At 41.6% G+C, this 22,779-nt stretch carries 18 protein-coding genes, 1 pseudogene and 1 riboswitch; of the genes and pseudogenes, 16 read left to right on the forward strand and 3 right to left on the reverse strand.

Features of this window, described 5'->3' with window-relative positions; genetic code table 11:
* Window positions 1-30 precede the first annotated feature (30 nt).
* From ELQ35_RS22520 to ELQ35_RS05815, 6 genes and pseudogenes are all read left to right on the forward strand, one after another.
* The gene (locus ELQ35_RS22520) at window positions 31-168 is read left to right on the forward strand and encodes a hypothetical protein (protein WP_185861676.1); all 138 of its coding nucleotides are present in this window, start codon (window positions 31-33) and stop codon (window positions 166-168) included.
* A 147-nt stretch (window positions 169-315) separates the two neighbouring features.
* Window positions 316-678: a hypothetical protein gene (locus ELQ35_RS05795; protein WP_126863875.1), complete on the forward strand. Its 363-nt coding sequence runs from the start codon at window positions 316-318 to the stop codon at window positions 676-678.
* A 173-nt stretch (window positions 679-851) separates the two neighbouring features.
* Window positions 852-1,481: an NAD(P)H-binding protein gene (locus tag ELQ35_RS05800; RefSeq protein WP_126863876.1), complete on the forward strand. Its 630-nt coding sequence runs from the start codon at window positions 852-854 to the stop codon at window positions 1,479-1,481.
* Between the two features lie 53 nt (window positions 1,482-1,534).
* Window positions 1,535-3,142 carry an FMN-binding glutamate synthase family protein gene (locus ELQ35_RS05805; protein ID WP_126863877.1) on the forward strand — a complete coding sequence of 536 codons (1,608 nt, stop codon included), beginning with the start codon at window positions 1,535-1,537 and terminating at the stop codon, window positions 3,140-3,142.
* Window positions 3,143-3,473: 331 nt separating this feature from the next.
* Window positions 3,474-4,850 carry a copper amine oxidase gene (locus ELQ35_RS05810; protein WP_126863878.1) on the forward strand — a complete coding sequence of 459 codons (1,377 nt, stop codon included), beginning with the start codon at window positions 3,474-3,476 and terminating at the stop codon, window positions 4,848-4,850.
* A gap of 321 nt (window positions 4,851-5,171) precedes the next feature.
* Window positions 5,172-5,969, forward strand: a pseudogene (locus ELQ35_RS05815) (GntT/GntP/DsdX family permease); the annotation flags it as partial.
* A 100-nt stretch (window positions 5,970-6,069) separates the two neighbouring features.
* Here the strand turns inward: ELQ35_RS05815 and ELQ35_RS05820 are convergent.
* Window positions 6,070-6,324: a DUF2533 family protein gene (locus ELQ35_RS05820; protein WP_126863879.1), complete on the reverse strand. Its 255-nt coding sequence runs from the start codon at window positions 6,322-6,324 to the stop codon at window positions 6,070-6,072.
* 144 nt (window positions 6,325-6,468) lie between these two features.
* On the opposite strand from ELQ35_RS05820, the gene ELQ35_RS05825 reads away from it, so the two are divergent.
* From ELQ35_RS05825 to gltD, 10 genes are all read left to right on the forward strand, one after another.
* Complete coding sequence (locus tag ELQ35_RS05825; protein ID WP_126863880.1) at window positions 6,469-6,822, forward strand: hypothetical protein; 354 nt, start codon at window positions 6,469-6,471, stop codon at window positions 6,820-6,822.
* 91 nt (window positions 6,823-6,913) lie between these two features.
* Window positions 6,914-7,025: riboswitch (TPP riboswitch) on the forward strand.
* Window positions 7,026-7,098: 73 nt separating this feature from the next.
* Entirely contained in the window at window positions 7,099-7,860 is a 762-nt protein-coding gene (locus tag ELQ35_RS05830) for a 3-oxoacyl-ACP reductase (protein ID WP_126863881.1), read from the forward strand.
* Window positions 7,861-7,877: 17 nt separating this feature from the next.
* Window positions 7,878-8,714, forward strand: coding sequence for a hydroxyethylthiazole kinase (gene thiM / locus ELQ35_RS05835; protein ID WP_126863882.1), 837 nt, complete (start codon window positions 7,878-7,880; stop codon window positions 8,712-8,714).
* Window positions 8,711-9,535: a bifunctional hydroxymethylpyrimidine kinase/phosphomethylpyrimidine kinase gene (thiD, locus tag ELQ35_RS05840; RefSeq protein WP_126863883.1), complete on the forward strand. Its 825-nt coding sequence runs from the start codon at window positions 8,711-8,713 to the stop codon at window positions 9,533-9,535. The genes thiM and thiD overlap by 4 nt, the downstream gene beginning before the upstream one ends.
* Window positions 9,516-10,169, forward strand: coding sequence for a thiamine phosphate synthase (gene thiE, locus ELQ35_RS05845; RefSeq protein ID WP_126863884.1), 654 nt, complete (start codon window positions 9,516-9,518; stop codon window positions 10,167-10,169). The genes thiD and thiE overlap by 20 nt, the downstream gene beginning before the upstream one ends.
* Before the next feature lie 304 nt (window positions 10,170-10,473).
* Entirely contained in the window at window positions 10,474-11,541 is a 1,068-nt protein-coding gene (gene pdhA / locus ELQ35_RS05850) for a pyruvate dehydrogenase (acetyl-transferring) E1 component subunit alpha (RefSeq protein ID WP_126863885.1), read from the forward strand.
* Window positions 11,538-12,521: an alpha-ketoacid dehydrogenase subunit beta gene (locus ELQ35_RS05855; RefSeq protein WP_126863886.1), complete on the forward strand. Its 984-nt coding sequence runs from the start codon at window positions 11,538-11,540 to the stop codon at window positions 12,519-12,521. The genes pdhA and ELQ35_RS05855 overlap by 4 nt, the downstream gene beginning before the upstream one ends.
* Window positions 12,522-12,538: 17 nt before the next feature.
* Window positions 12,539-13,765, forward strand: a complete 1,227-nt coding sequence (locus ELQ35_RS05860; RefSeq protein WP_126863887.1) for a dihydrolipoamide acetyltransferase family protein — start codon at window positions 12,539-12,541, stop codon at window positions 13,763-13,765.
* A gap of 338 nt (window positions 13,766-14,103) precedes the next feature.
* The gene (gene gltB, locus ELQ35_RS05865) at window positions 14,104-18,669 is read left to right on the forward strand and encodes a glutamate synthase large subunit (RefSeq protein ID WP_126863888.1); all 4,566 of its coding nucleotides are present in this window, start codon (window positions 14,104-14,106) and stop codon (window positions 18,667-18,669) included.
* A 15-nt stretch (window positions 18,670-18,684) separates the two neighbouring features.
* Window positions 18,685-20,169 (forward strand): glutamate synthase small subunit, encoded by a 1,485-nt coding sequence (gene gltD / locus ELQ35_RS05870; protein WP_126863889.1) that lies wholly within the window; start codon window positions 18,685-18,687, stop codon window positions 20,167-20,169.
* Window positions 20,170-20,298: 129 nt separating this feature from the next.
* Here the strand turns inward: gltD and ELQ35_RS05875 are convergent, their stop codons facing one another.
* The gene (locus ELQ35_RS05875; RefSeq protein WP_126863940.1) at window positions 20,299-20,865 is read right to left on the reverse strand and encodes a TetR/AcrR family transcriptional regulator; all 567 of its coding nucleotides are present in this window, start codon (window positions 20,863-20,865) and stop codon (window positions 20,299-20,301) included.
* 266 nt (window positions 20,866-21,131) lie between these two features.
* Complete coding sequence (locus ELQ35_RS05880; RefSeq protein ID WP_126863890.1) at window positions 21,132-22,550, reverse strand: Na+/H+ antiporter NhaC family protein; 1,419 nt, start codon at window positions 22,548-22,550, stop codon at window positions 21,132-21,134.
* Between the last annotated feature and the right edge of the window lie 229 nt (window positions 22,551-22,779).

Consider the following 22,779-nt stretch of genomic DNA (forward strand, 5'->3'; position numbering starts at 1 on the left):
TACTATCATAATAAAGCGAGGCGGGAACTTATGAGAAAATGTGAAATCTGCGGCATTGAGGAAGAAGGGCGGGGCACTGATGATGCGGTGGGTGTCTCCCATCTGCACTTGTGTGAATCGTGCCAGAATGACAGGAAATTACACTTATTAGTAGATATCTTGAAATAGACTGTAATTTCTGAAAACATAATCTCCCGGAAAGACAAAATTTATTCGTATTGTAACGCCAATGAAAAGAAATTGAAAAGATTTATTGGTAAAATTGCCTGAAAGGCTTTTTATTGAGATACAGATAAAAAAGGGAGATGGATGGTCATGGAGGCGCATGTAAAAAAGTCTTTAGCAGAGTGGAAAGAAGAAATATGTGATTTATTAAACGAGATAGATAAAGAGTATGAAGAAATAAAACGTGAACTTCAGGTTTATTCCTATAAATTCAGTATCACAAAACAGGTTGTTCAATCAACTGTTAATGACGAAATCATTCGAAACATCCGCGAGCTTTACCATAAACCGTTTGAACAAAAATTTAATCAACTAAAAGATGAAATAAGAGATTTGGAAGAAAAAAAGAAAGTTTTTCAGATGTTTGTTGACAAAATTGATAAAGTTGTAAAGGAAAAAGAAGAAGTAAGACCGTATGCTTCCGTTCAATACACGGAACAAGCCCAAGTATAGAGAAATGGCACAACTAATGGCAGCTATTAACAGAATAAGGTAAAAGCATGCAGAGATGCATGCTTTTATTTTTGTAAGTAGGAAATGTACTTACTTTCCCTACTTTCACTTTTCTTGGGTTTAAAAAAGAATCCAAGTGGAAAAGGACTAGAAAGAGAAAGGAGGCGCTTTCAATGAATGTTTTGGTATTTGGAGCGCATGGAAGTGTCGGTGAACATGTATTGAAAAAGCTTAATCAAAAGAATTATAAGACCATGGCAATTGGAAGTAAGGAAAACCAGCTAGAAGATCTCAAAAAAGATGGAGCAACTGATGCTGCAGTTTATGACGAACAGCAAAATGACTCTTTGTTGCAGAATTATGAGGCCGTCATCTTTTTAACAGATATAAATACGAAATCTGATACGGACAAGACCGTTCTCGTCGACCATCGGGCCGTCATAAACGCAGTAGAGAATGCAGAAAAACAGGGAGTGAAGCGTTTTATCTTAATGAGTGCCGTTCGCGCCAATGAATCTTCTGATGGCACGAAGCGAAATATCGGAGCTAAAGAAATACCTGATGAACTTTTACAAAAGGCAGATGTTACATATACAGTTATCCGTCCCAGTAAACTAGTCGATAAACCCGGTCAGGGAACGATACTTCTCGATGCAATGATCAACAACGATTCAGCGGAAATCGCCCGTGAAGACGTGGCAGCTGTCCTAATTGAAGCACTCGAGAATGAAGCTACTTTTAATAAAACATTCGATGTTTCCTCAGGTAATGTATCGATTCAGCAAGCCTTAAGTTCGCTGTGACTTTTTTGAGAGAAGCCAAAGGAACGTTAACGTAATGGAAAAGGAGGGTTTTAATGGGGCTAACAGATTACTTAGTCATCGCTTTGATTATCTTTATCGCTTTACTTGTATTGATACCGATTGCCTTGTTTGTCTATTTATATATCAAAGATGACAGGCAAAAACAGCATGCGATTTTGCGGAACTTTCCCGTTCTCGGAAAAGCCAGGTATATTACGGAAAAGATAGGACCTGAACTTAGACAGTATTTATTTCACAATGATAATGAGGGTAAGCCTTTTTCAAGGAAGGAATACCAGGACATCGTGAAAGCGGGAAAATATAATGAAAGATTAATAGGCTTCGGTTCAACAAGGGATTTTAATGCCGAGGGTTTTTATATCCGGAACACGTTATTTCCAAAGCTGCGGGATGAAATGAAAGTGGATAACATCGAAAAAATCAAAACCCGTGTATATAAAAGCGATGGGGAAAACCTTTTTACCAGAAAGGAACACAGTGAAGAACGTTTGATCGACCCCTATTTTTTAAGGGATGAAGACGCAGTTATTATGGGCGAAAGGACATGCCGACAGCCATTTAAGGTAAAAGGGTTAATAGGGCAGTCAGCGATGAGTTTTGGGGCACTTGGGGAGAATGCAATTACAGCGTTATCGAAAGGGTTAGGGCTTGCAGGCGGAACTTGGATGAACACTGGTGAAGGAGGGTTATCCCAGCACCATTTAGCAGGCAAACCGGATATCATCATGCAAATAGGACCGGACTTATTCGGTGTTCGAAAACCGAATGGGGACTTTTCCTGGGAAGAATTTAAAAAGAAAAGTGAAATGGAGGAAATAAAGGCCTTTGAATTAAAACTCGCCCAGGGCGCAAAGACGCGCGGCGGCCATGTAGAAGGTGAAAAGGTTACCGAAGAAATTGCGAAAATCCGCCTGGTGGAGCCTGGTAAAACGATTAATAGCCCAAATCGGTTTTATGAATTTGACGACGTTCCTTCCATGTTTGATTTTATTGAAAAATTAAGAGACGTAGGCGGGAAGCCAGTTGGTATAAAAATTGTAATAGGGGACTTGGATGCGCTTGAAAATATGGTTTCATACATCAAGGAAAGCGGCAAAGGCCCAGATTTTATCACTATAGATGGCGGCGAAGGTGGAACGGGTGCCACATTCCAGGAGCTTGCTGATTCGGTAGGTTTGCCAATACAATCCGCACTTCCTGTGGTAGATGAAATGCTAAAAAAATATGACGTCAGGGAACGGGTTAAATTAATCGCGTCAGGAAAGCTAATAACGCCTGACAAAATCGCGATTGCCCTTGCCATGGGGGCTGATTTAGTCAATGTTGCACGGGGATTCATGATCAGCGTCGGCTGTATCATGGCACAGGTTTGCCATACAAATAATTGTCCGGCAGGTGTAGCTACGACAAATAAGAAACTTCAGGACGGCCTTAGTATAGAAGAAAAGTATTTCAGGGTCTGCAACTATGTTGTTTCCCAGCGTGAAGGTCTTTATAACCTGGCAGCCGCGGCGGGAATCGATAGTCCCACAAAATTTGAACGGAAACATATTGTCCATAAAGATGAACTAGGCAGGATTTCTCCTTTAGAAGATATTCTGCATGCGGCCAAAAGGACACAGCTGCAAAAAGAAGGATGAATCATATATTTATCACCGTTATCGAGCATACTTGGGGAGTCTCCTTTTCAATTGTAAGGTTGAATCGGAGGCTTCTTTCATTTGCAGATCTCAATTAACGGCTGAAAGAAAAAACTCTCATCCGTTTTTTATTTTAAAAGAGTGATCGTAGAGCTTTTTTTAGACGTTATTCTCTATGAAGATATAAAAAAGCGCTTTATTGATTAAAAGAGAGGTAAAGGCAGGAATCATATAAAAATGAAAAATATGAAAATAGTTTTTTTAAAAAGTGATCTGAAATTTTATTTGTAACGTTATTCTAGTAAATACAAAAAAGAAGGAGTGTTTTCAAATGAAATTAAAAAAGTCTTTAGTAGCTGTTCCTCTTAGTATATCTCTATTACTCCCAACCATGGGTGTGGCAAGTGCCTCTGGGCATGAATCCCATTCCAATAATGGAACAGGAATGGCACATTCAGCTACTGTTAAATCCCCGGCAGCTGATTTAAGAGCCACACTGGATAGTTTATTGTCCGAACACGCGTATCTTGCCATTATCACCATGCAAAAAGGAGCAGATGGAGCCAAAGACTTTAATGCTTCAGCAGACGCCCTTTCCAAAAACACAGATGATTTAAGCAAAGCGGTTGGTTCTGTGTATGGAGAAGAAGCTGGAAACCAATTTAAAGAAATCTGGAGCAGCCATATTGGATACTTTGTTGACTATGTAAAAGCGACCGGTGCCAAAGATGAAGCAGCAAAGGAAAAAGCAAAGGCTGACTTAGATCAATATCGTGTCAAGCAAGCAGACTTCTTAGACAAAGCAACAGGCGGAAAATTAATGGCCGCAGATCTTGAAAAAACGTTGAACGTACACGTAAATGAGCTTATTACGGCATTTGACAGCTATGTAGCTGGAGATTACGATAAAGCTTATGACACCGTGAGAGAGTCGATTGACCATATGTTTATGGTAGGGAAAGGCCTCTCCGGCGCAATCACAGCACAATTCCCTGAAAAGTTCAAAAACACCAAATCAGATACGCCAGCGGCTGATCTGCGTGAACACTTAAATTATTTATTGTCAGAACATGCGGGTCTCGCTATCCTTGCTATGCAAAAAGGAGCAACCGGAGCAAAAGATTTTGACGCTGCTGCAGGTGCGTTAAATGAAAATACAGATGACTTGTCAAAGGCGATTGGCTCCGTTTATGGAGAAGAAGCAGCCAAGCAATTTAAAGATATTTGGAGCAGCCATATCGGCTACTTTGTGGATTATGTAAAAGCCACAGGTGGAAATGATCAAAAAGCAAAAGACATGGCCGTTAACGAACTTGATGAGTACCGTGTCGAACAAGCAAAATTCCTTGAAACTGCCACAGAAGGCCGTTTGAAAGCATCCGATCTCGAAGCAGGCTTAAAAGTACATGTGGATGATTTATTAAAAGCATTTAATACTTACGTAGAAGAAGACTACAATACAACGTATCCGACAGTCCGTACTGCCTATGCTCACATGTTTATGGTTGGAGAAGGGTTATCCGGAGCCATCGTGAACCAATTCCCTGATAAATTCCAGGGCAACATGCCTACTGATATGCCAAAAACAGGTATGGGCGGCATGAGTGAACAAGACCAGTCCAATGACGTGATCATGTGGTCAATCATCGGATTCGCACTGGCATCTATCATTGCAGCGATGATGATCCGCCAAAGAAAAACAAATTAATCTCCATTAGGGAGTAATTAAAAAGAGGAAGGGCTTCCCTTCCTCTTTTTAATGGTCAATTTCAGAATCAATCTATCGGAGTCATACGTGTATTAAAGAACAAATCAAGAGAAGCAGTCCTTGTTCATGCAAGGGCTATTTATTTTTGCGTAGAAGAGCCATTCCAATGTGCTTGGGAATCAGAGAACAAACTTTCACTGATGATTTAGTCCCTTTCACTTGACGCTAAAAAACCGTATAGTTATATTGGCTACGGACTAAAACAACAACATACGAGGGGAACTGATTCTCTCCCTTTTTATGTTGGAGAAAAATATCTCTGTTTTTCGTTTAGCACTGATCATTGCCATTCCTGCCGCTGTTATCGCAGGCCCATTATTTGCTAAGTGGATTAATACACGCGTGATACCTGAAGGAGAGCCAGAGTTAATTCGCATTAATCAGAGGGGAAAAACATTACCTGGCACGGGAATTTCCTTCTTCATTATTTTATTGCCCGTCATATTAATGATTTTATCAGCTATGGCACCGTATATGTCATTGCCGGATGGCTTAATGAAATTTTCCGCATTTATTGGCAGCCCTGCCATCGCCCTTTTAATTACATGTTTCGCTGCTTTCTATTTCCTAGGTATTCGCCAGGGTATGGACGGGACTGTTATTAAAAAGCTAACAGAGGAAAGCTTGCTGCCCGTCGGTTCGATTATTTTAATCATTGGTGCAGGTGGTGGATTTAAACAAATTCTAATTGATAGCGGCGTAGGTGATACCATTGGTCAAATGTCCGAGAATTTATCGCTTTCCCCGCTTGTTTTAGCGTTTATGATAGCGGGTCTTATCCGGATTGCGACAGGTTCAGCGACAGTCGCCTTAACGACAGCCGCCGGAATCGTTTCCCCAATCATTGAACATATGTCAGGTGTAAATCTGGAATTGCTTGTAATTGCAACAGGTGCAGGTTCATTAATGTTCTCACACGTAAACGATGCTGGGTTCTGGATGGTTAAAGAATATTTGGGTTTGACCGTCAAAGAAACTTTTAAAACCTGGACGGTATTGGAGACCCTACTTTCATTTATCGCTTTCGCCGGTGTATTATTGGTTAATATGTTCATTTAATACAACGGCTGCTAGAAAACGGTTAAACAGTGGGTAAAGAAAAGCTGCGAGCAACAGACGTTATCTGTTATTCGCAGCTTTTTTGTTTTCAAGTGATTTTTTATAAAGTTTTCACATACTCCTCAATCATATCAGCCGTAACGTTTCTTCGATTTGGAATAATCCGCAATTTGGGCAGACGGTTCATTTCGTTCGTTATTTCATTTATTTTATCTGTCGTAAATGGACGTCCCTGTTTACATAAGGCAACTGTTTGTTCGATATAATTTTCACGTTCCTGATCCAAGCTTAAAAAGTGATTATAAATTTCGTTTTGTTTCCTTGCATGAATTGCAAGATCTTTATGTACACTCATTTTGTCACTCCTATTTTATTACTGATCTTACTAAACATATTATCATTTTTTATTTATTTCGTTAAGCGAAGCCGATTTTAATCAGCTAAAAGCAGTCAGAAATGCAGACCCTCAGAATATTATTTTCTTGAGAGGTGATTCCAAATGGAAAATGAGACAAACGTTTGTTTTTACTGTAAACGATTAGTGACATTTACCACCGATACTTGTCCCAATTGCCATAAACCGAAGAAGTTTATTTTTGAAAAAGAGATAAAAAAGTGGGAAGTACAAAAAAAGAAGCAGCAAGCCGACTGGAATAAAAACGAACTGGCACGATTAAGAAACCTTAACCTAAGCAAGATCCAATGGGAGTACATCAAAGTAGTCAGTCCAACGGAGCATGAAATGAATAAATTGGGCGCCTATGGCTGGGAGTTAATTGTCACGCATACGCTACAGCAGGATGAAGATAAGTCCAAACAGGAATATATCTTTAAACGGATATATAATAAATAAAGATGCTTTCTATAATATAAGGAAAATAGTTGCAGCGAGAGTTTCCAGTTTACATTTTGATTCTCTATCGCTATGATTAATGAAAAGAATATCAAGCTACTAGGGGTGCCCTGTTTTACGGGCTGAGAGGAAAATGCAAAGTTTTTTAACCCTTCAGACCTGATCTGGATCATGCCAGCGTAGGAAAGTAGTGAATGGAAAAAGCCTTTTTCCTTTACATACTAAACCAGGTCCTTTCACGGATCTGGTTTTTTTACATTCAGGGGGATGATAACGATGAGAATTAATGAGCAAGTAGTACTGGTAACAGGAGGCAGCCGTGGTTTAGGAAGTGAAACGATCAAGGCTTTTGCCAGAGAAGGCGCTAAAGTGGTCATTAACTACTTTAACAGTGAGGAAAAAGCTTTGGAGCTTAAAGAACAAATCGGCACAAACGCAATCGCGCTTCAGGCGGATGTCCGCGATCATGAGCAAGTTCAGGCGATGTTCCGGCAGGCAAACGAATATTTCAATCAACCAGTTACAACCATCGTCAACAATGCCCTTGTGAATTTCCGGTTTGATCCCGTTTCAAAAAAGGACGCTTCAGAAATTTCATGGGCGGATTTCCAAATCCAGCTTGAAAGTTCGATACGCGGTGCCTTAAACACTATCCAGGCCGGGCTGCCTGATTTTAAGGAGATTGGCTTTGGAAGAATCATCAATATTGGCACGAACCTGTTTCAAAATCCGGTTGTAGCCTACCATGATTACACAACAAGTAAAGCTGCTTTGTTAGGCTTTACACGGAATATGGCTAATGAATTGGGGCAATACGGGATAACTGTTAATATGGTTTCGGGCGGGCTGTTAAAAATGACGGATGCAAGTTCGGCGACTTCAGAAGAAGTTTTTGCCTTAATCGAATCCTCGACACCGCTTCGAAAAGCAACGGATCCTAACGAATTAGCAGATGCGATCCTATTTTTTGCTTCACCCTGGGGAAGAGCCGTCACTGGGCAGAACCTGGTGGTAGACGGCGGTTTGGTCATGGATTAAGGTTGGAGGGGAATATAATGGATAAACCAATGATAAGTGCTTCGTTACAAAGAGTACGGGATGTAAATCCACTCATACACAATATTACAAATGTTGTCGTTACTAATTTTACAGCTAATGGACTGCTTTCGCTTGGGGCATCACCTGTAATGGCGTATGCTCCAGAAGAAGTAGCCGATATGGCGAAGATAGCAGGGGCTCTCGTTTTGAATATCGGTACATTAAACCCGGTTGTTGTGGAATCGATGATTATCGCCGGGAAGACGGCAAACGAGTATGGAATCCCTGTTATTTTTGATCCAGTTGGAGCCGGCGCCACAACTTACCGAACAGAAACCGCTCAAAAGATTATGAACGAAATAAACGTGGCAGTCATAAGAGGCAATGCGGCCGAAATTGCAAATGTCGCAGGAAAACAATCCAACATCAAGGGAGTAGAGGCTGGCAATACACAAGGTGATTTTGTTGAACTAGCGATTTCTACAGCTAAAAAACTGAATACCGTGGTGGTCACTACTGGGAAAGAGGATGTGATTACTGATGGAGATACAACTTATCTGGTTGCCAATGGACATCCCATTCTTACAAAAGTCACAGGCACCGGGTGTTTGTTAACTTCTGTGATTGGGGCGTTCGCAGCGGTTGAAAAAGATATACTGCAGGCCTCTGTTTCAGCGTTAACTTATTATGGGGTTACGGCTGAAATCGCGGCAAGAAAAACAGCTGAGCAGGGACCAGGCAGTTTCCAAATCGAATTCTTAAATCAATTGTCTAAAGTTTCTTCCAGTGATATTGATCAATATGGAGATGTTAAAAAGTTGCAAATAGACAAGAAAGGAGGCAAACAACTATGAAAAAGGCATTGACAATTGCGGGCTCTGACAGTGGAGGCGGAGCAGGGATCCAGGCCGATTTAAAGACCTTTCAGGAATTAGAAGTTTTTGGAATGTCTGCTTTGACTGCAGTAACGGCTCAAAATACATTGGGAGTACAAGCAGTATACCCGATGACTGCTGAAGCGGTTATGACACAAATTGACTCGATCGGAGAGGATATCGGCGCAGATGCCGTTAAAACAGGTATGCTTTTTAACGCTGAAATCATTGAGGCAGTTGCAAAAAAAATGTACCATTATCATTGGACTAATGTCGTGGTCGACCCCGTTATGATTGCTAAAGGCGGGGCGTCCTTGCTGCAAAATGAAGCCATATCTGCTTTAATACAATTTTTACTGCCCCTTTCCACTGTGATTACACCCAACATTCCGGAAGCTGAAGTATTGACGAACTTGTCTATCCAAACGGCTGAGGATAAAAAAGAAGCCGCCAAAAAGCTGCTTGCATTAGGTGTCAAAAATGTAGTCATAAAAGGTGGCCATGATGAAGATCCAAATCAAGCGGTGGATCTTTTCTACGACGGCCTTGAATTTGTGTTTATAAAGAGCAAACGAATTAACACAAAGAACACCCATGGCACAGGATGTACCTTTTCCGCGGCTGTTGCGGCCGAGCTGGCCAAAGGGCACCTTGTATATGACGCTGTTGCCAAAGCGAAAAGCTTTATTCAGGCAGCTATCGAAGATCAACTGGATATCGGCCACGGCCATGGCCCTACAAATCATTGGGCTTTCAGAAAAAAAGGAGCAGGAACCGAACATGGCGAGATCCAACAGTGATTCATTAAAAGATTTATTAAAGGTCTATTTTATAATGGGCAGTACGAATTGTACAAAAAACCCTGCGGAGGTCTTAAAAGAAGCGATAGCAGGAGGGATTACCCTCTTTCAATATCGGGAAAAGGGAAAGGGTGCCTTGGCAGGGGATAAAAAATATGAACTTGCCAAGGAGTTGCAGAGTATTTGTATCGAAAATCATATTCCTTTTATTATCAATGATGATATTGACTTGGCTATGGCGCTAAATGCGGACGGTGTTCATATAGGCCAAGAAGATGATCCTGTTGAAATGGTACGAGAGAAGATAGGGGATAAAACCCTTGGCATTTCTGTCCATACTTATGAAGAAGCGATGACTTCGATTCAAGCTGGAGCCGATTATTTTGGGATAGGTCCGATCTATCCTACTAATACAAAGGAAGACGTTCGGTCCGTTCAAGGAACGTATCTTATTGAAGAAATCCGAAAAAAAGGACTGAAAACACCTATCGTTGGAATTGGCGGAATCACTGCCGAAAATGCAAAACCTGTTATCAAAGCAGGCGCTGATGGCGTTTCCGTGATTACGGCGATAAGCCATGCTGAATCGATTAGCGATGCTGCTGCTGAATTACGAAAAAACGTATTTCGTTAATACTGAAATTAAGGGCTGCTGATGCAGCTCTTTTTTAAAAAAGAAACTATACCTTTTTCAGTGTGTACAGCGTCCAGTACAAGCAGCCTAGCCAGTTTTCACCTTTGGAACAACCCCTTTACAATCTTTTGGATAAAAAAGGAGAGATTAGCAACCAAACCGTAAATTTAGCAACAAAATAACACTGATGTTGACTTCCTTTTTTTGGGCGCTTCCGCTCTTCATATTAAAAACGAACAATTCTTGCTAAATCAAAGGAAAATTCAGCAACTTTATCGAAGTTTATTGATAAAGGAGGTTTACTATGAATTGGATAAATGAAAGTTGCGTAACTGTTGATATGTTTCAGCTGCTAAATGAAGGAGGGAAGCTTGTTGGGGAGAAGCCGGATATTCCCGATGATAAGTTGCTCCAGCTTTATAAACAAATGATTTTTTCCAGGGTTTTTGATGAACGGGCGCTAAAATTGCAAAGACAGGGGAGAATTGGAACTTATGCTCCATTTACAGGACAGGAGGCTGCACAGGTAGGCAGCGCCGCGGCTTTGGATAAAGGCGACTGGGTATTCCCATCTTACCGGGAAGTGGCTGTTTCCCTGGTCCGCGGAGTTCCTGCGTCGCAATCATTGCTCTATACAATGGGCCACCATTCAGGAAGCGGAGATCCGGACGCTCATATGTTCCCTGTTCAAATCATCATTGCCAGTCAGACTCTGCATGCTGTCGGAAGTGCATGGGCGAGCAAGTATAAAAAAGAAAAACAGGTAAGTGTGGCCTACCTCGGTGATGGTGCGACGTCTGAAGGTGATTTTCATGAAGCGCTTAATTTTGCCGGAGTGAATTCATTGCCTGTCATTTTTTTCGTGCAAAATAATCAATGGGCCATCAGCGTGCCGCTTTCCAGTCAGACTGCCAGCAAATCGATTGCCCAAAAAGGCATTGCTTATGGCCTAACAAGCATACAGGTTGACGGTAATGATGTCCTCGCTGTTTATGAAACGATGAAAAAAGCGGTTCAGCTTGCCAAGGAAGGAAAGCCGATATTGATTGAAGCTGTTACCTATCGTCAAGGTCCTCATACAACGGCAGATGATCCAACAAAATACCGCACCAAAGAAGAATTATCCGCTTGGAAACAAAAAGATCCTCTGTTACGGATGAAGCACTATTTAATCCATAATCATTTATGGAATGAGACGCAGGAAGAAGAAGAAACGGCTATAGCTGAACAAAAGATGACCGAAGCCTATCAGACTGCCATTCAAACCCCAAGAAGCGGGCTGGATGATATATTTCAAAATGTTTATCATAAAAAAACATCCAATTTAGAAGAGCAACAGAACAGCAGCAAGAGAGGAGAAGTTTCGGTATGACCGTAATGAATATGGTCCAGGCAATAAATGCGGCATTGAAAAGCGAGATGCTCCAGGATGACCGCGTTATTTGTTTAGGAGAAGACGTTGGCAGAAATGGCGGTGTCTTTCGTGTAACGGATGGATTAATGGACATATTTGGAGCAGAACGTGTGGTGGACACACCACTTGCCGAATCTGCGATTATTGGAGCGGCAGTCGGGATGGCTGCAAGAGGACTCAGACCGGTTGCTGAAATTCAGTTTTTAGGATTCATCTATGAGGCAATGGATCAAATGGCTTCACAGGCTGCCAGACTCCGGTTTAAATCAGGCGGTAAATTTAGCGCCCCGATGGTGGTTCGCGCTCCCTATGGCGGCGGAGTCAGGACGCCAGAATTGCATTCAGATAGCTTAGAAGCATTATTTTTACATACGCCTGGATTAAAAGTTGTCATGCCAAGTACTCCATATGATGCAAAAGGGCTTTTGACATCTGCGATACGGGATGAAGACCCGGTATTATTCCTGGAACCAATGAAATTATATCGCGCTTTCAGCGAAGATGTACCCGAAGAAGATTATGAGGTGGAAATCGGAAAAGCAAAGGTCATTCAAGATGGAAACGATTTAACGATTATCAGCTGGGGCCAAAGCATCCATACTGTACAAAAGGCGGTAAAAGAGTGGGAGGAACAAAAGAATCTCTCAATAGAAATAATTGATCTGAGAACGATCGCACCGCTAGATTTGGATACCATTATCCAATCAGCGAAAAAGACGGGAAGGGTCATGATCGTACACGAAGCCGTCAAGTCAGGCGGGGTCGGTGCAGAACTTGCTGCGTTAATCAGTGAAAAAGCTATGTTTTATATGTTTGCACCTATTTTACGGATAGCTGGCTTTGATACGCCTTATCCATTTCCAATGGTCGAGGACGAATGGCTTCCAAATGTTGAAAGGATTAATAAGGCGATTGAAGAAATGCTCTCTTATTCTTAATAGAAAGGAAGACGACCATGAGTTATATGTTTATACTGCCGGATATTGGCGAAGGATTGCATGAAGCAGAAATAGTTACTTGGTTCGTTAAGACAGGCGATTTTGTGAAAGAAAATCAAAATATCGTCGAAGTTCAAACCGACAAGGCTGTTGTGGAACTCCCATCTCCTTATACTGGTATTGTTGAATCTCTTGGTGCCGAGGAGGGAGAAATCGTCAAGGTAGGCGAACCATTGATCCGCTTTCAAATAGAAAACGGATCAAACAGCAAAGCTTCCTGTGGACAAGAAAAGGAAGACTTACATTTTGAAAACTCTGTTTCCTCGATACATACAAGTGCAAAAGTATCAAATCGTGTCATAGCAGCGCCCGGTGTTAGAAAACTTGCGCGAACGCTGGGTGTTGACCTCATAAACGTAACTCCTTCTGCCAAAGGCGGAAGGGTTACAGCCGGGGATGTAACAGCATTCAAAGAACGATTGGATCAAACGAACGAGGCTGTATCTACTATTGAAAAACCGGTCGATAAAAGATTACCAATCGAGTTCCCAGAAACCGAAAAAAGGGTAAGAATAAAGGGAATTCGCAAGAAAATCTTTGAAAATATGAAGCGTTCACAGCTTGCTGCTGCACAATGTACAGGAATGGAAGAGATTAATGTTACAAGATTGGTAGAAGCGAGGAAAAGAATTTTACCTTATGCCGAGAAAAAAGGGATCAAAATGACTTATCTCCCTTTTATCATTAAGGCCGTTGCAAAAACACTCACCCAGATCCCAGTGTTTAATTCTTCAGTTGATGAAGAAAATATGGAGATTATCTATCATCCTTCTATTCATATCGGGATTGCCACAGCAACTCAAGCAGGGCTTATCGTTCCTGTACTTAAAAATGCAGATCAAAAATCAATTTTTGAAATGGCGATGGAGTTGGAGCGGCTTACAAATAAAGCGCATTCAAAGCAATTAACGGCAGAGGAACTGACAGGAAGCACATTTACCATATCAAATACAGGCAGTAAGGGAGGATTTTTTGCCACTCCTATCATTAATTATCCCGAGGCAGCAATTCTAGGGGTTCATAGTATTAAAAAGAAACCGGTCGTGGAAGATGATCAAATTATTATTGGCGAGATGATGGGAATGTCGCTGACATTTGACCACCGAATTATCGATGGAGAGCCTGCGGGAATATTTATATCTACTTTTGCTGAATATTTACAGGTTCCGGAACTACTTATGTAATAGAAGTTATGCAAAAAGAATCTGGCTAAGAATCGAAAAAGCCGTGAATAAAAGACATTGTCTTTTATTCACGGCTTTTTTTAATTTCAAAAAAGGATGTACACTTATTACTTTTTACCAGTTTAGGTACACTACGTTAAATGTGAAAAGACAGGATATCTCTCACCTAACTTGCGATAGATAAGTGTTTTACGTTGTTTCACTCCCTGATCACGAATATTCATCTCAAATTGAGATGGGTATTATCTAAATTATGTATTGTTTGAGATTAATTAAATAACTTACAATAAAACATATATAATCGGCAATGGCCAAGAGTAAAAAACGGGGGGAATAACATGACATATAATCAAATGCCAAAAGCACAAGGTCTCTACCGTCCTGAATTTGAACATGATGCATGTGGAATCGGCTTATATGCACATATTAAAGGGCTCGCTACACACGACATCGTCAAAAAAGGCCTGCAAATGCTTTGTCAATTAGACCATCGAGGCGGTCAGGGGAGTGACCCTCTAACCGGTGACGGAGCCGGTTTAATGGTACAAATTCCTGATGATTTTTTTCGAAAGACATGCTCAGATATGAACTTACCGGAAAAAGGACGCTACGGTGTTGGAATGATCTTTTTTTCAAATAATGATATGGAGCGTAAAGAAATTGAGGCTCGTTTAAATACATTTATTGAGCAAGAGGGACAGATTGTTTTAGGATGGAGAACTGTACCAATAAATGTCGGAACAATCGGAACAGTTGCACAACAAAGCTGTCCGGTCATTCGGCAGGTTTTTATCGGCGCAAATGAAAACATTATAGATGATCTTGCATTCGAAAGAAAATTATATATCATTCGTAAGCAAGCGGAAAATTGGGTGAAAGAGAGTGGCGAACGTTTTTACTTTGCTAGCCTTTCTAGTCGAACAATTGTTTACAAAGGGCTGCTGACACCTGGACAAGTGGATGCCTTTTATTTAGACCTTCAAGATGAGGACTTTGTATCGGCATTCTCTTTAGTGCATTCCCGCTTTAGTACCAATACTTTTCCAAGCTGGGAAAGGGCACATCCTAACCGTTATCTCATCCATAACGGGGAGATCAATACGCTCCGCGGCAATATGAATTGGATGAAAGCACGTGAGCAGCAATTCGTATCTGAAGCTTTTGGAGATGATTTACAGAAGGTGCTTCCTATCTTAGATGCGGATGGCAGCGATTCTTCTGTTCTGGATAATGCTCTGGAGTTTTTTGTCCTGGCAGGGCGTAAACCAGCGCATGCAGCGATGATGTTAATTCCAGAACCATGGACAGAAAATCCTCATATGACTGAGGAAAAACGTTCCTTCTATGAATATCATAGCAGTTTAATGGAGCCATGGGATGGACCTACTGCCATCTCCTTTACGGATGGTAAACAAATTGGAGCTGTCTTGGATCGAAATGGATTACGTCCAGCTCGATACTATGTCACAAAAGATGATTATATTATTTTCTCCTCCGAAGTCGGTGTAATTGATGTGGAGGCAGAAAATGTACTATATAAAGATCGGTTAAGCCCAGGTAAAATGCTGCTTATTGACCTTGAAGAGGGACGAATCCTTTCTGATGAAGAAATTAAAACGGAGATGGCACAAGCTTTTCCTTATCAGGAATGGTTAGATGAAAATTTTGTGAATTTAGAGAATCTAGGAAAAGAAACAGAAGCAGTGACAGGAAAAGATTTATTCCTTCGTCAAAAAGCGTTTGGATATACGTATGAAGATATTCATAAATATTTACTTCCAATCGTGACAGAAGGAAAAGATCCGTTAGGTTCTATGGGCAATGACATGCCGTTGGCAGTTCTATCAGATCGCCCTCAGTCTCTATTTAATTATTTCAAGCAATTATTTGCACAAGTTACAAACCCGCCGATTGATGCGATTCGTGAGCAAATTGTCACTTCGACGATGACTTTATTGGGGCAAGAAGGAAATATCCTTCACCCCGAAAAGGGGAATAGCCGCCGAATTCAGCTTGATACACCAATTCTAACGAATTCCCAATTGAATCAAGTAAAGGCAAATCAGCAACCTGACTTCAAATCCAGGGTAATCGATACGTTATTTTCAGATGATTTAGAAAGTGCGCTTGATTCCATTCGCTCACAGGCTGAAAAAGCGATTGAAGAGGGTGTATGTTTGCTTATCTTATCCGATCGTAACATGAACGAAAAAGAAGCCCCGATTCCAAGCCTGTTAGCAGCGAGTGCGTTACATCAATATCTTATTCGCCAAGGAAATCGCACAAAGGTGAGCATCCTTGTAGAAACGGGAGAGGCGAGGGAAGTACATCACTTTGCAGCCTTAATTGGATATGGTGTTGATGCGATTAATCCATATCTCGCCTTCGCATCATATCAGGAAGCGATCGAAGAAGGCAATTTGTCTGTAACCCTTGAGGAAGCTGTAAGTTTATATGTAAAGGGTGTTACAGAAGGCGTAGTAAAGGCAATGTCAAAAATGGGAATATCAACGGTCCAAAGTTATCGCGGTGCGCAAATTTTTGAAGCAGTTGGGATTAGCGGAGATGTAATCCATCGTTACTTTACCGGTACTGCCTCACAACTGGATGGTATTGGACTTGAGACAATTGCTCAGGAAGCGTTAATGCGCCATCGATCCGCTTATGCCGATTCCTATGATCGTACGTTAGATTCCGGAAGTGACTTCCAGTGGAGAAGCGATGGGGAACACCATGCCTTTAATCCAAAAACGATTCATATGCTGCAGTGGGCTGCCCGTAAAAATGATTATAGCTTATTTAAACAATTTTCTATGGCGGCAAATGAAGAAAGAATCGGCTTTTTACGGAATTTATTCTCATTTGGCGAAAACCGTCAATCCTTATCCATTGATGAGGTTGAATCCGTTGATTCGATCGTTCGCCGTTTTAAAACGGGTGCGATGTCATTTGGTTCTTTAAGTAAGGAAGCTCATGAGGCTCTTGCAATCGCCATGAATCGTCTAGGCGGAAAAAGTAATAGCGGTGAGGGTGGAGAGGATCCTGATCGTTTTATCATCGATGAAAATGGCGACAATCGCCGCAGCGCTATTAAACAAATTGCCTCAGGCCGTTTTGGAGTCAAGAGTCATTATCTTGTTAACGCTAATGAGCTTCAAATTAAAATGGCACAAGGAGCGAAACCCGGTGAAGGCGGCCAGCTGCCAGGAAATAAGGTATATCCATGGGTCGCCGATGTACGCGGTTCAACACCTGGTGTTGGATTAATCTCGCCACCGCCTCATCATGACATTTATTCAATTGAAGATTTAGCACAGCTAATTCATGACTTAAAAAATGCAAATCGTGAGGCAAGGATCAGTGTCAAACTTGTCGCAAAAGCAGGTGTCGGCACGATTGCAGCCGGTGTGGCAAAGGGAGCCGCTGATGTCATTGTCATTAGTGGCTATGATGGAGGCACAGGAGCATCACCTAAAACAAGTATCAAGCATACAGGGCTTCCGTGGGAGCTAGGGCTTGCAGAAGCACATCAAACCTTGATGCTCAACGGGTTGCGTGAGCGTGTCGTCCTGGAAACGGACGGAAAATTGATGACTGGCAAAGATGTTGTCATGGCCGCCCTGCTTGGAGCAGAAGAATTCGGATTCGCCACCGCGCCGCTTGTCGTTTTAGGCTGTGTCTTGATGCGTGCATGCCACTTGGATACCTGTCCTGTAGGTGTGGCCACACAAAATCCGGAGCTTCGCCAGAAATTCATGGGAAATCCTGACCATATCGTTAACTATATGCGCTTTGTTGCCGAGGAAGTTCGTGAAATTATGGCAGAGCTTGGATTTAGAACCGTTGAAGAAATGGTTGGACGAACAGATGTGTTGAGCGTAAGTGAGCGTGCAAAAGCGCACTGGAAGGCAAAACATTTAGATCTGACTACCCTACTTTATCAACCAAAAGGTGTACGGACTTTTAAAACGCCTCAGAATCATAAGATCGATGAGTCTTTAGATATCAAGGAAATTCTGCATGTGGTTCAACCATCGATAGAGTCACAACAGCCGATTGAGCTTGACCTGAAAATTCGAAATACGAACCGTGTTGTGGGAACGATTGTCGGAAGTGAAATTTCAAAACGCTATGGTGAACAAGGATTACCTGAAGATACGATTACTCTTCGTTTCACAGGTTCCTCGGGGCAAAGTTTTGGAGCATTTGTGCCAAAGGGCATGTCTTTATATTTAACGGGTGATGCCAATGACTATGTCGGAAAAGGACTGTCTGGCGGAAAGATTATCGTTTCCGCACCTAAAGAATCAGCGCTAGTTTCAGACGGCAATGTCATCATCGGTAACGTGCCATTTTATGGGGCAACCAGTGGCGAAGCTTATATTAATGGCCGCGCAGGTGAACGTTTTGCTGTCCGTAACAGCGGGGCAAATGTAGTTGTCGAAGGAATTGGAGATCATGGCTGTGAATATATGACTGGTGGAAACGTCGTTATATTAGGTGATGTCGGTAAAAATTTCGGCGCAGGGATGTCTGGCGGTATTGCGTACATCTATACAGAATCTGAAGACGAATTCAAGTCATTATGCAATAAAGAAATGATAGAGTTTGAAACACTACAGGACAATGCAGAGAGTCGCACTGTTAAAGAAATGATCGCAAAACACTACCAATATACCGGAAGTCCTAAAGCTGCTTTTGTACTGGATAACTGGAAGGAAACTTTAAATAAATTTGTCAAAGTCATTCCAAAAGACTATAAGAGAATGCTAAATAGTATCCAGGCTCAAAAAAATGCAGGCTTAACGGATGATCAAGCTGTTATGACGGCTTTTAAAACGAATGCTATTCAAGGGAAGAAAGAAACTGCAGCAACGAAAGTACCAGAAGTTGTAGCACAGTAAGAAAGGGGAAGGAAGATGGGAAAAGCAACAGGATTTATCGACTATAAGCGCGAAAAAGCACCCGAAAGGAAGCCCCTTACACGCTTAAATGACTGGAAAGAATATTCAGCTCCCTTACCTGATCAAACATTGCGTACACAAGGAGCCCGCTGTATGGATTGCGGCACTCCTTTCTGCCATATCGGAACAGAGATTAATGGGGTTACATCTGGATGTCCCATTCATAACGTAATTCCTGAATGGAATGATCTAGTGTATCGGGGTCAATGGAAGGAAGCATTGGACCGCCTATTAAAAACCAATAATTTTCCTGAATTTACGGGGCGTGTCTGCCCCGCACCGTGTGAAGGATCTTGTACGCTTGCGATCACCGATCCGGCTGTGGCCATTAAAAGCATTGAGCGTGCGATTATTGATAAAGGGTTTGAAAACGGCTGGATTACACCGCGAATCCCTGAGAAGCGCACCGGAAAGAAAATCGCGATTGTCGGTTCGGGGCCTGCCGGGTTAGCAAGTGCCGACCAATTAAACCAAGCCGGCCATTCTGTAACCGTATTTGAGCGCTCAGATCGTGCAGGAGGCCTCTTGACATACGGAATTCCAAACATGAAGCTTGAAAAGGACATTGTCGAACGCCGGATTACATTACTCACCCAGGAAGGCATTGACTTTGTTACAAACACTGAGGTAGGAAAAGATATTACGGCAGATGAATTACGCGCACAATTTGATTCGGTCATTCTTTGTATCGGTGCTCAAAAGCAACGTGATTTAGGGCTTGAAGGCCGTGAAGCAAAAGGTGTTCATTTTGCAATGGATTATCTATCAACTTCAACTAAAAGTTTACTAGATTCCAACTTTGAAGATGGCCAGTTTATTGATGCAGAGGGAAAGGATGTTATCGTTATAGGAGGCGGAGATACTGGAGCTGACTGTGTTGCGACAGCACTGCGCCAAAAATGCAATAGTGTTGTTCAATTCGGTAAACATCCCGTATTGCCTATGGCTCGTACTTCAGATAATATGTGGCCTGTACCTCCTAATGTATTTACGCTTGAATATGCATATGAGGAAGCAGAAGCAGCATTTGGTGAAGATCCACGTAAATATTCCATTCAAACCAAAAAACTCGTCGCTGATGACGATGGCAACTTAAAGGAACTACACACCATCCAAATGGAAAAAGTGGAGGATGAGAATGGTCTGTACGTGTTCAAAGAGCTGCCAGGTACTGAAAAAATCTGGCCGGCACAGCTTGTATTTATCGCAATTGGTTTTGAAGGTGCCGAACAGCCGCTATTAAAGCAATTTGGCGTGAACACAACTGCCCGTAATGTAGTAGACGCTATATACGGCCAATATACCACAAATATCGAAGCTGTCTTCGCAGCAGGAGATGCAAGAAGAGGCCAGAGTCTGATTGTCTGGGCCATCAACGAAGGCCGTGAAGCGGCACGAGAGGTAGATCGCTATTTGATGGGGAGCTCGAATTTACCTTAATAACTGTTTCTAAACTAAAAAACTCGAATGATGACATGGAAGGAGTCTATCATTCGAGTTTTTCATACGTAAAATAGTCTATAATATAAGATATGGGATACTTGATTAACGAAACACCCGTTATAGTGGTTATTTAGAAACAATTTCTTTGGCATACTCTTTACCGGCATCCAAAATGGCATCACTTAAACCTGGATCATCAACAGATCGTGCCAATAGAAGGGAGCCAACCATCGTACTAACGATCGCTATGCTTTTTATCTTGTCTTCTCTAACGAGGGTGGAAACAAAGTCGAAGAAACCGTCTATCTCTTCGGTAAACACTTGCCTCACCTCTTGCGAAGACCGAGAAATTTCACTGGATAAAGTAGGAATAATACAGCCTTCTTCTGGCATATTCCGGTGATGTTTACTTAAATAATTATCGATTACGGTTTGAATTTGTTGATTAGCAGGCGCTTGGTCGGCTGCTTTTTGTAAGAAAGCAGTTGTTTCTTCAATAGCGTATTGGCATGCCTCCGCAACTAGTTTGTCTTTACTTTCGAAATGTGCATAAAAACCGCCATGGGTAAGGCCGGCGCCTTTCATAATTTGCGGCACACTTACCTCTTTGATGCCGTTGGTCCGGAAAGCTTGTGATGCGCTTTTTAAAATTTTGCCGCGTACTTTTGTTTTATGTGATTTTGTATATGAAATAAGGACCACTCTCCAGTGTTCTTTGCCATTTACTGTCCTCATTTCCTAATGAATTTCAAACTAAATATGATGTGTATAATATATATTATACACATCATATTTAGAAGATCAATCCATGATTTATTTTAAAGATGAATAAAAAATGCATTATAATCTTGCGAGAAATGACAATGACATGGAATAAAAGCTTGTGGCATAGAAACAAATCCAGTGAAAACTCCCATAAACATCCGCAAGATAAACAACTGCCAAACTAGATGTACTCACTATAAGAAAAAAACGGTAGCGCCATATAATACAGCCGTAATGGCTGCTGCGATCAGCGCAGGCTTCAATTTGAACCTGGCATACTCCATAACTGATAAATTGAGGATTCTGGCGATCGTGTTTGTATCATCGCTTAAGGGGGAGGCAAAAGCGCCGAATGTTCCGCTCGCAAAAACAGCGCCTATTACAAGCGGAAGAGAAATATCGGCGGCAATCGACATTGACACTCCTAAAGGCATCAGAATACCCCATGTACCCCAGGCCGAACCAATAAAATAAGAAACAGCTGCGCCAAAGAGAAACAAAAGAGGAACAACGATAGATGCAGGTATCCAGCCCGCATTCTTCGTAATAAAGTCGGAAAATCCAAGCTGTTCAGTAACGGAAGAAAGTCCCCAAACAACAGCCAGCAAAACAATAACCGACATTAATTCATTTCCACCAAAAATAAAGCTATTAAGCAAATCACCTGTTTTCATTTTCTGAAACCGCAAAAACAGAAAAGTAAAAAGGGTTGTAAATAAAAGGGCAATCAGCATTGCATCCATCACATCCGCTTTTATAAATGCAGAAAAAAATCCATTTACTTTTTTGTATCCGTCCCACCAAGTAAACAAGAGAGTTAAACTGACCACCATAAATAAAGGAATGAGCAGATTCCACGGTTTCGACGGTAAATCCCGGCCGACTGCAGGATCACAGCTATGCCAATCATCATCATCTGTACCCGATTCCTTTCCAACCTTATCAGGATCACTGTCTTGTGTAGATTTCGAATGGTGAAAAAAGCTTAAATATATGCCGAGTAGAATCATAACAAATGAAAAGAAATTAAAAGGAATGCTTTGTAAAAATAAGCTGTACGGGTCAGCATTTATGTGTTCATTCTTAATTGCAATATCGACAATCGAAGTCATATAACCAACGAATGCTGTCGCTATCGGAATCAAGACGATAATAGGTGTAGCTGTAGTTTCGATGACAAACCCTAATTCCTGTGTAGACATGTTTACCTTTTTCAGAAGCGCGCGCATGATTGGTGCGATGGTAACAAAACGAAAACTGGGTGCAGCAAAAGTTCCAATCGTAGAGAGGTATGTAAGAAAAAGAGCTTCTTTTTTAGTTTGAATCCTGGATGAAGCTTCTTCAACGAAGCCACGGATTCCTCCAGCGATTTTGATCATTCCAATTAACCCTGAGAATGCGTATAGAAACAATAGAATTTTTATGTTGTTCGGATCAATAAGCCCTTTGACTAAAAATTGGACCATTTTTTCAAGTCCACCGACGAGAGTGGGCTGAAGCAAATACGAACCAACTAACAATCCTGCAAACAAGCCAGGCAAGACCTGCCTAGTTTTTATGGCAATTGGAATCACGATTAAAAAAGGGATAATGGAAACCCATTCATTTAGCAAATTCTTCACCCTACCTTTTGTGTCCTATCGTTAGATTGTGAATGTTGGGCAGATTTATACTTTTTATTCAAGGAAGTACTCGATAAGGTAGAAGGTCACTTTTCCCTTCACTGCACATTCTCTTACAGAATCGGTGAACTTAGAACCTATTTAAACCACTGCAACGGCCCAATAATCGTAGGCTGGGATACAAACCCGATAATCAAAACTTTAGCTTTTTAATCACTCA

Source organism: Peribacillus cavernae, assembly GCF_003989135.1.
In the GTDB taxonomy this organism is placed as follows: Bacteria; Bacillota; Bacilli; order Bacillales; family DSM-1321; genus Peribacillus; species Peribacillus cavernae.

What these genes read in the sequence shown, in the direction of transcription:
- ELQ35_RS05855 (WP_126863886.1), top strand. Translation starts at nt 11,538, where the DNA reads ATGACCGTAATGAATATGGTCCAGGCAATAAATGCGGCATTGAAAAGC.
- thiM (WP_126863882.1), top strand. Translation starts at nt 7,878, where the DNA reads ATGGATAAACCAATGATAAGTGCTTCGTTACAAAGAGTACGGGATGTA.
- ELQ35_RS05825 (WP_126863880.1), top strand. Translation starts at nt 6,469, where the DNA reads ATGGAAAATGAGACAAACGTTTGTTTTTACTGTAAACGATTAGTGACA.
- thiE (WP_126863884.1), top strand. Translation starts at nt 9,516, where the DNA reads ATGGCGAGATCCAACAGTGATTCATTAAAAGATTTATTAAAGGTCTAT.
- ELQ35_RS05860 (WP_126863887.1), top strand. Translation starts at nt 12,539, where the DNA reads ATGAGTTATATGTTTATACTGCCGGATATTGGCGAAGGATTGCATGAA.
- ELQ35_RS05810 (WP_126863878.1), top strand. Translation starts at nt 3,474, where the DNA reads ATGAAATTAAAAAAGTCTTTAGTAGCTGTTCCTCTTAGTATATCTCTA.
- ELQ35_RS05800 (WP_126863876.1), top strand. Translation starts at nt 852, where the DNA reads ATGAATGTTTTGGTATTTGGAGCGCATGGAAGTGTCGGTGAACATGTA.
- ELQ35_RS05805 (WP_126863877.1), top strand. Translation starts at nt 1,535, where the DNA reads ATGGGGCTAACAGATTACTTAGTCATCGCTTTGATTATCTTTATCGCT.
- ELQ35_RS05820 (WP_126863879.1), bottom strand. Translation starts at nt 6,324, where the DNA reads ATGAGTGTACATAAAGATCTTGCAATTCATGCAAGGAAACAAAACGAA.
- gltB (WP_126863888.1), top strand. Translation starts at nt 14,104, where the DNA reads ATGACATATAATCAAATGCCAAAAGCACAAGGTCTCTACCGTCCTGAA.
- ELQ35_RS05795 (WP_126863875.1), top strand. Translation starts at nt 316, where the DNA reads ATGGAGGCGCATGTAAAAAAGTCTTTAGCAGAGTGGAAAGAAGAAATA.
- gltD (WP_126863889.1), top strand. Translation starts at nt 18,685, where the DNA reads ATGGGAAAAGCAACAGGATTTATCGACTATAAGCGCGAAAAAGCACCC.
- ELQ35_RS22520 (WP_185861676.1), top strand. Translation starts at nt 31, where the DNA reads ATGAGAAAATGTGAAATCTGCGGCATTGAGGAAGAAGGGCGGGGCACT.
- pdhA (WP_126863885.1), top strand. Translation starts at nt 10,474, where the DNA reads ATGAATTGGATAAATGAAAGTTGCGTAACTGTTGATATGTTTCAGCTG.
- ELQ35_RS05830 (WP_126863881.1), top strand. Translation starts at nt 7,099, where the DNA reads ATGAGAATTAATGAGCAAGTAGTACTGGTAACAGGAGGCAGCCGTGGT.
- thiD (WP_126863883.1), top strand. Translation starts at nt 8,711, where the DNA reads ATGAAAAAGGCATTGACAATTGCGGGCTCTGACAGTGGAGGCGGAGCA.